The sequence below is a fragment of the Paenibacillus sp. FSL L8-0502 genome, assembly GCF_038593055.1.
Classification (GTDB): Bacteria; Bacillota; Bacilli; order Paenibacillales; family Paenibacillaceae; genus Paenibacillus; species Paenibacillus polymyxa_D.
Map to the genome: position 1 here is coordinate 2480001 of NZ_CP151958.1, position 9188 is coordinate 2489188.

Genomic DNA, 9188 nt, shown 5'->3' on the forward strand with positions numbered 1-9188 from the left:
CGCTTCGATGAAGCGAATTGCACCTTGAAAACTGGATACCGAAACGAAATTGCGTTTTAGAATATTCCTTTAAGCTGATCTTGTGTAAACAAGTGAAATAAAGGTAGCTGCCTTGAATTTCATTCACACGTAAGTGTTGAACCGAAATTCAAAGCAAATCGTATTTACGATGTAAATACTAGGTTAAGCTACAAAGAGCACACGGAGGATGCCTAGGCGCCAGGAGCCGACGAAGGACGTGGCGAACAACGATAAAGCCTCGGGGAGCTGTAAGCAAGCTTTGATCCGGGGATGTCCGAATGGGGAAACCCGGCTGTCTTCATCGACAGTCACTTTCTGCTGAATACATAGGCAGAATAGAGGCAGACCAGGGGAACTGAAACATCTAAGTACCCTGAGGAAGAGAAAACAATAGTGATTCCGTCAGTAGCGGCGAGCGAACGCGGATTAGCCCAAACCAAGGAGCTTGCTCCTTGGGGTTGTGGGACGTCTCACATGGAGTTACAAAGGAACCGGTTAGATGAAGAGGTCTGGAAAGACCCGCCAGAGAAGGTAAAAGCCCTGTAGTTCAAAACTTGTTCCCTCCGAGACGGATCCCGAGTAGTGCGGGGCACGTGAAACCCCGTATGAATCCGGCAGGACCATCTGCCAAGGCTAAATACTCCCTGGCGACCGATAGTGAAGCAGTACCGTGAGGGAAAGGTGAAAAGCACCCCGGAAGGGGAGTGAAATAGATCCTGAAACCGTGTGCTTACAAGAAGTCAGAGCCCTATGATATTTTCCTTTGGAAAAATCACGGGTGATGGCGTGCCTTTTGTAGAATGAACCGGCGAGTTACGTTCCCGTGCAAGGTTAAGGTGAAGAGCTGAAGCCGCAGCGAAAGCGAGTCTGAATAGGGCGAATGAGTACGTGGACGTAGACCCGAAACCGGGTGATCTACCCCTGTCCAGGGTGAAGGTGCGGTAACACGCACTGGAGGCCCGAACCCACGCATGTTGAAAAATGCGGGGATGAGGTGGGGGTAGCGGAGAAATTCCAATCGAACCCGGAGATAGCTGGTTCTCCCCGAAATAGCTTTAGGGCTAGCCTCGGAAAGAAGAATCGTGGAGGTAGAGCACTGATTGGGTGCGGGGCCCGCAAGGGTTACCAAGCTCAGTCAAACTCCGAATGCCATAGATTTAGTTCCGGGAGTCAGACAGTGAGTGCTAAGATCCATTGTCGAAAGGGAAACAGCCCAGACCATCAGCTAAGGTCCCCAAGTGTGTGTTAAGTGGGAAAGGATGTGGAGTTGCACAGACAACCAGGATGTTGGCTTAGAAGCAGCCACCATTGAAAGAGTGCGTAATAGCTCACTGGTCGAGTGACTCTGCGCCGAAAATGTAACGGGGCTAAACACACCACCGAAGCTATGGCTTGATGCTTGCATCAGGGGTAGGGGAGCGTTGAATGCGGGTTGAAGGTGTACCGTAAGGAGCGCTGGACTGCATTCAAGTGAGAATGCCGGTATGAGTAACGAAAAGATCTGTGAGAATCAGATCCGCCGAAAGCCTAAGGGTTCCTGAGGAAGGTTCGTCCGCTCAGGGTAAGTCGGGACCTAAGGCGAGGCCGATAGGCGTAGTCGAAGGACAACAGGTCGAAATTCCTGTACCACCGTAATCCGTTATGAGCAATGGGGTGACGCAGTAGGGTAGTGACGCGGACGGATGGATGTCCGTCTAAGCAGTGAGGCTGGTGTGTAGGCAAATCCGCATATCATTAAGGCTGGGCTGTGATGGGGAGCGAAAATTATAGTAGCGAAGGTCATGATCTCAGACTGCCAAGAAAAGCCTCTAGCCAGGAGAAGGTGCCCGTACCGCAAACCGACACAGGTAGGCGAGAAGAGAATTCTAAGGCGCGCGGAAGAACTCTCGTTAAGGAACTCGGCAAAATGACCCCGTAACTTCGGGAGAAGGGGTGCCTCGGTAGGGTGAATAGCCCGAGGGGGCCGCAGTGAAAAGGCCCAAGCGACTGTTTAGCAAAAACACAGGTCTGTGCGAAGCCGCAAGGCGAAGTATACGGGCTGACGCCTGCCCGGTGCTGGAAGGTTAAGGGGAGTGGTAAGCCCTTCGGGGCGAAGCTATGAACCGAAGCCCCAGTAAACGGCGGCCGTAACTATAACGGTCCTAAGGTAGCGAAATTCCTTGTCAGGTAAATTCTGACCCGCACGAATGGCGTAACGACTTGGGCGCTGTCTCAACGAGAGATCCGGTGAAATTTTAATACCTGTGAAGATGCAGGTTACCCGCGACAAGACGGAAAGACCCCATGGAGCTTTACTGCAGCTTGATATTGAATTTGGGTACGATCTGTACAGGATAGGTGGGAGCCGTCGAACTTTGAGCGCCAGCTTGAAGGGAGGCATCCTTGGGATACCACCCTGATCGTATCTAGGTTCTAACTTGGTACCGTAAACCGGTGCGAGGACAGTGTCAGGTGGGCAGTTTGACTGGGGCGGTCGCCTCCTAAAGAGTAACGGAGGCGCCCCAAGGTTCCCTCAGAATGGTTGGAAATCATTCGAAGAGTGCAAAGGCAGAAGGGAGCTTGACTGCGAGACCTACAAGTCGAGCAGGGACGAAAGTCGGGCTTAGTGATCCGGTGGTACCGCATGGAAGGGCCATCGCTCAACGGATAAAAGCTACCCTGGGGATAACAGGCTTATCTCCCCCAAGAGTCCACATCGACGGGGAGGTTTGGCACCTCGATGTCGGCTCATCGCATCCTGGGGCTGAAGTAGGTCCCAAGGGTTGGGCTGTTCGCCCATTAAAGCGGTACGCGAGCTGGGTTCAGAACGTCGTGAGACAGTTCGGTCCCTATCTGTCGTGGGCGTAGGAAATTTGAGAGGAGCTGTCCTTAGTACGAGAGGACCGGGATGGACGTACCGCTGGTGTACCAGTTGTTCCGCCAGGAGCACCGCTGGGTAGCTATGTACGGAAGGGATAAGCGCTGAAAGCATCTAAGCGTGAAGCCCCCCTCAAGATGAGATTTCCCAGTATGTAAGACCCCTTGAAGACGACGAGGTAGATAGGTTGGGGGTGGAAGTGCAGTAATGCATGGAGCTGACCAATACTAATCGGTCGAGGGCTTATCCTAAAGATAAAGCGCAATGAGTTTCGGATCCAGTTTTCAGGGTGTAACCTTGAAGGTATGTACAAGTGACATACGACAAGCGCATGGCTATTCATTCACACAATAAGTGATGAACCGAATAACCTTACGGAAGAATTTGCGTAGCAAATTCATGTTTGGTGGCGATAGCGGAGGGGTTCCACACGTACCCATCCCGAACACGACCGTTAAGCCCTCCAGCGCCGATGGTACTTGGACCGCAGGGTCCTGGGAGAGTAGGACGTCGCCAAGCACGATAAAAAGAGCACAGCCTTAATGGGCTGTGCTCTTTTTGTATACCATAAGGCTTTCGCATTTTGGAAATTATATATACATGAACCCATACATATACTCCATTCCACTAAATTAATAAGATTGGGGGATAACTACAATAAAGCCTACAACACTCTGCATATCGACCGATAGTGAAGTCAAACATAATGAAATTTATAAAGCAGCAAGTCTCCAACAACGGGGAGCCTTGCTGTTTGCCGTTACTGTTTTTTGAGAGGGTGAAAGATTAAAAGTAAGGCTATAAATTTCTAGAGAACAGGTACTTTTGAAGCGAGATAGAAACGTTTTTATTAGAGTTTAAAAAGAAAATTCATAGATTTAGGAGAGAAAAATTCAATTCGAACTGGATTTTTTAGACGAAGAGTCAGAAAAAAATATGAAAAAAAATGGTTCTTTATGACTATGGAATAACAATATTTATTACAAAAATAAAGAGTTATTAATTTTGTCTTATGTGAGCTTGATACAAATCCAATCCAATATTTAGGTGATTGAAGAGAGCTGCGGAAAAAGTCGGAATTTGTCGGATGATATCAGGTTGAATTTGTTACATTTATGTTAATGGCAAGTAAAGATAAAATTGTTGTAGGATAAGGGGTTGGGACCTCAATGTAAATCAAAATGAGTTCAGTTTTACAAAATTCGTGAAAACCTGAAATCTTGTTTTAAACTAAATTAACAGATCATGATTGACAGATAACTCATACAAAAAGTGAAATTGTTGCTTTTGAAGTTTGGAAACAAATAACATAATATGGATTTTGTTTTATTTTTATGAGCTCTATCAATTTAGCCCTTTTGTCCCATGCCAAGTGGTTTTAAAGTTTGTATATTTAAAAACAGTTAGAAAGTGTTGGAAGAAAAAAAGAGATATAAGGATTTACTGTAAAATTATGAACTGCATAGAGGATGGAGGAATTCTTATGACAACTCGATCACAATCTTGGTTCGCGAAAACAGAGGTCCAACCGACTACGAAGCTCCAACTATTTTGCTTTCCCTACGCCGGTGGTGGTGCTTATATATTTAACTCTTGGAAGTCCAGGTTTGCGCCTGACATTACCGTGTTGCCTATACAACTTCCAGGACGTGAAAGCCGCTCAACAGAAGCTCCAATGGATACTCTTCAAGATATCGTTCAATCGTTGGTTCCAGCTATGGCTCCATACATACATAAGCCGTTCGCTTTTTTTGGACACAGTATGGGGGCACTGATTGCATTTGAAACAGCACGGCAATTGTACAGCAAAACTGGAAAGCTACCTGAGCATATCATCATATCCGGTAAATCCGCACCACATATTCCATATTCCAAAAAACGACTCCATGATTTAGCAGACGATTCTTTCACCGAAGAGCTTCGTTTGATGCAGGGAACACCTGAAGAGGTGCTGCAAAATGCAGAATTGATGCAAATTATTATGCCTCGTCTGCGTGCAGATTTTAAGGTATGTGAAACTTATGTTTATCAGCCGGGAAATCCATTGATATGTCCGATGACTGTTTTAGGCGGAATGAAGGATTTCGAGGTTAGCACAGATTCACTGCATGCCTGGCAACAGCATACGACATCACCTATGGATGTTCGAATGTTCGAAGGTAATCACTTTTTCATCCATGAACAAGAACAAGAGGTTATGAGCACAGTCGAGAACATTCTTTCTACATCCTCGCCGATGGCCCACGCGGCGGGAGCTCATACAGCTTACAACACAAGCACCCTACAACCACGATTCAGACAGAGTTAAATGTCCCACACATCACGATACACTTCGTTATTACCATCTCAGCAACAATCAACAACCAACCCACACCAAGATGCAAATTCCAGCATAGTTCAAAATCGCATTTTATTCTGTACGGATACTCATGCATCCAAACCCAGAGTTTATCTCAACGACGTCCACAGCCAATATAAAAAGTTCGCACTGAAAAAGTGTGGGCAGCGAAAAGAGGGATGCCCTTGTTTCGATTAAATTCTGCTTTTCGGAGACTCGCACGTTATGTAAGGCCGTATAATCTATGGGTTTTCATAACGGTGATCACCTCCTTGTGTTTGGCAGCTATTGACATTATTTTGGGTAAGGCCATTGAGCAAATGGCACAGGGGACATTCTCCTCTACCCAGAACATGATCTATCTGGTTGTTGGTATGACGCTAATTGGAATGCCCTGTAAGTTTGTGATGAGGTACGCTTCAGCGCGATTTAGTGTTAGTGCTCTGCGCGACTTGAGAGGCGATCTCGTACATAAGTTTTGCGATTTACCGGTTTCCAGCGTGGAAAGGAAATTTACCGGAGATTTGGTATCCCGTCTAACCAATAATACGGCAGTATTACAGAACTTTTTTATCCAGCAGTTTGCCAATCTGTTCTATTTACCGCTCGTGTTTACGGCATCACTCATATTGCTTTTACTGACAAGCTGGAAACTGATATTGGCAAGTCTTGCGCTCATGCCAATAGGAATGATCATAACATCACTAATGAGCAAGCCAATTGAAAAATACTCCGCGGATCTTCAGGAGAAAATTGCTCATTTGAACGCTGTGGGGCAAGATGCAATCGGAGGAATCCCTATCGTCAAGGCATTCAATATGCAAGCTGTGCTGTTGAAGAAGTATATGGTGATTATGGAGGAGGTCGTCAAGCGCGGCTTACGGCTAGAAAAGCGCTATGCAGCCATTACTCCGGTAGGTGTGATGATGCTAGCAACACCGATTATTTTGGTCATTGTATACGGAGGATACCTGATACAACATGGAGAGTTGAATGCTGGAGGCATTGTACTTTTTTTATACCTGATTTCGTTCATATTGCAGCCGATTGCCATGCTGCCGACGATCATTTCGCAAATGAAGGAAGCGGGTGGAGCCGCAAAGCATTTGTTTGAGGTGCTGGATTGGCAGAATGAACGTCAGGACGGCGAAATGACCTTGGTAGATCAGAAGCGAGAGAATAGGGCGCCTCATTTGAAAGACGATGCAGATGGGGAAGCCAACCGAATGAGTGAAGGCGGAGCAGAAAGTGATGATGACGTTGATAGTGTTGCTGTAGTCAGCTTTGAGCATTTGACCTTTGGCTACGATGAAGGGAACACAGTGCTGAAGGATATCAGCTTCCAGGCAGGGCAAGGGGATATGGTCGCGATTGTCGGTGCCAGCGGTGGGGGTAAAAGCACGATTTTCAAGCTGCTTTGCGGATTTAATGAACCTGGAGAGCATGCTGGAACCATTCAACTATTTGGAAAGAGTTTGACAGATTGGAATTTAACAAGCCTGCGCAGTCATATTTCGATGGTATCTCAGGAGCCGTCGCTTTTTCCGGCCACCATTGCAGAAAATATCGGATATGGACGTTTGGAGGCGACTCGAGAAGAAATTGTCGAGGCGGCGAAAGCGGCACATGCGCATGATTTTATTGTTCAACTTCCCGAGGGCTATGAAACCCTGTTGAGCGAGCGGGGAGGCGGATTGTCTGGCGGTCAAAAACAGCGTATTTCCATAGCAAGAGCATTACTGAAAAATGCTCCGCTGCTTTTATTGGACGAGCCGACTTCAGCACTCGATAGTCAGTCGGAGGCTCAGGTGCAGAATGCGATGAATGCGGTAATGCAAAACCGGACGGTACTGGTCATTGCTCATCGACTGTCAACCGTACGTCAGGCGAATCGCATTATTGTACTCGATCAGGGGAGCATTGTGGAATCGGGTTCTCATGAGGAATTACTGGGTCGTGATGGTGTGTACCGAAAGCTGTATTTGAAAAATTTTGAAGAAGAACAGCATACGGCGGAAAACGGTAATTCGTTGCCTGAGGAAAGGGGTGAGCGTCGTGACCTTCAAGCAGGGGTTTTATGAATTTAAGCAGTTGATGTCCCTGATGAAGCCGCACCAAAAATGGTATTTTACCGGGCTGGTTGGCAATAGTCTGACCAATGCCAGCATCACGATTTTACTTTCTTTTGTGGTGCATTATTTGCTGAATTTCGCGGTTAATGGCAATGTACAGGAGCTATACCGAGCGGTCTATTTGGTCAGTGGTACATTTTTGGCATTAAGTCTTATCTCCCCCCTGTGCAGCTATATGTATAAACGGTGTGTAAAGCTGGCGATTGCTGATGTACGAATGAAACTATTTGGCCACATTGTCAAGCTATCGTACGAAAAAGCCGAAAAACACCATTCGGGTGATCTTGTATCCCGTATGACGAACGATGTACAGGCGCTAGAGCAGGCTTACACCGTTCATATTCGCTCGATTATACTGGAAATTTCGCTTTTCTTGGGCTCGTTGGTCATTTTGATGGCTTTGGATTGGCGATTTGGGATTATGGCGGTTGTACTTGGGCTGGCTTCAGCCTGGATAAATGCTCATTTCGCGAAGAAAATGCGAAAGACGAGTGAAGAGTTACAGGGACGGATGAGCAGGTTCACGGAACGATTGAGTGATTTGCTTTCCGGTTTGCAGACGGTGAAGTTGTTTGGGTTGAGGACAAAGGTAGGTGGACTATGTAACGATGCAAGCGAGGACATCAATCGCATCAGCATCCGGCAGGGACGTCATATGGGCTTGCAGGATATGTGCAATTTTGTCATAGAGTTCATTACGCTGGGCGGTGTGCTTGTCGCCGGATTGATTCTGGTATCGCAGAAGCAAATGGAACTGGGAGTATTGGGACAGATTGTACAACTGCAAACCGGTATTTCAACGGTATTTTTGGAGCTAGGGGCGGCTGTAACACTGTTACAAAACTCCTTGGCAGGCTTGGCGCGTATCCGCGAAATTCTGGATGAGTCGAAGGAAGAGGAACAGTTCCCCGCGGCTAAAAAGAAGGGACCGCTGACTAGGCTTAGCGATCCCGAGACGGCAGCTTTATCAGCCCGTGAATCTGGGGAATTCTATGGCGATGTTGAAACCTTACGTTCAGACCACGCCATTGAACAGACTCCGGCTGCGCTGGAGCTGCACGACATCACCTTTGGCTATCAGCCTGACCATCCAACGCTGCAAAGGTTAAACTTGGTCGTGCCGGAAGGGCAGGTCACTGCACTTGTCGGTCCGAGTGGTGGTGGCAAAAGCACAGTCATGAAGTTGTTGCTGGGATTTTACCCACCGGATGAAGGTGTGCTGCGGGTTCGTGGTCGTTTGGCAGAAGAATTTCCGTTGGATGAGGTCAGGGATTTGATGGCCTATGTACCACAGGAGGCTACGCTGTTCCACGGTACAGTAGCGGATAATATCCGTTTTGGCTCACCGACTGCCACGGATGAGGAAGTGGAGGCTGCAGCCAAAACAGCCTATGCCAGCGGCTTCATAGCCGAGTTGCCAGAGGGGTACGACACGATTGTCGGTGAACGCGGAGCCAATTTGTCCGGCGGTCAAAGACAGCGGATTGCAATTGCCCGTGCTTTGCTCAAAAATGCACCGATTTTGCTATTGGATGAAGCGACCTCGGCTTTGGATGCAGAATCGGAATATGAAGTCCAGCAGGGCTTAAATGAGTTGATGAAGGATCGTACGACATTAGTTATTGCCCATCGATTGTCTACGATTGAACGGGCGGATACGATCTGTGTCCTTGCCGATGGCGAACTGAAAGAGCAAGGTACCCATGATCAGCTCCTTGCCGAGGGCGGCCATTATGCAGAGCTGTATGAGCTTCAATTTCGAAAGCATCCCGAGGAACAAACCGCATGAATATGCGAATTTCCTTTTTACCAAATATCTATTTTGTGAGGAGAGAGACGG

The 9188-nt window shown here is 47.5% G+C and carries 3 protein-coding genes and 2 rRNA genes; all 5 read left to right on the forward strand.

Annotated elements, in window-relative coordinates; genetic code table 11:
- Positions 1–181 precede the first annotated feature (181 nt).
- The 5 genes from NSQ57_RS11290 (at position 182) to NSQ57_RS11310 (ending at position 9137) form a co-directional block, all read left to right on the forward strand.
- Positions 182–3129, forward strand: a 23S ribosomal RNA gene (locus NSQ57_RS11290).
- Positions 3130–3280: 151 nt separating this feature from the next.
- Positions 3281–3397: ribosomal RNA gene (rrf, locus tag NSQ57_RS11295) — 5S ribosomal RNA — on the forward strand.
- Between the two features lie 964 nt (positions 3398–4361).
- Positions 4362–5186, forward strand: coding sequence for an alpha/beta fold hydrolase (locus NSQ57_RS11300; protein ID WP_029517088.1), 825 nt, complete (start codon positions 4362–4364; stop codon positions 5184–5186).
- Between the two features lie 215 nt (positions 5187–5401).
- A complete protein-coding gene (locus NSQ57_RS11305; protein ID WP_081317618.1) occupies positions 5402–7297 on the forward strand; it encodes an ABC transporter ATP-binding protein in 1896 nt (631 codons plus the stop codon).
- On the forward strand, positions 7272–9137 hold the full coding sequence (locus tag NSQ57_RS11310) for an ABC transporter ATP-binding protein (RefSeq protein ID WP_340955368.1): 1866 nt from the start codon (positions 7272–7274) through the stop codon (positions 9135–9137). The genes NSQ57_RS11305 and NSQ57_RS11310 overlap by 26 nt, the downstream gene beginning before the upstream one ends.
- The last annotated feature ends 51 nt before the right edge of the window (positions 9138–9188 follow it).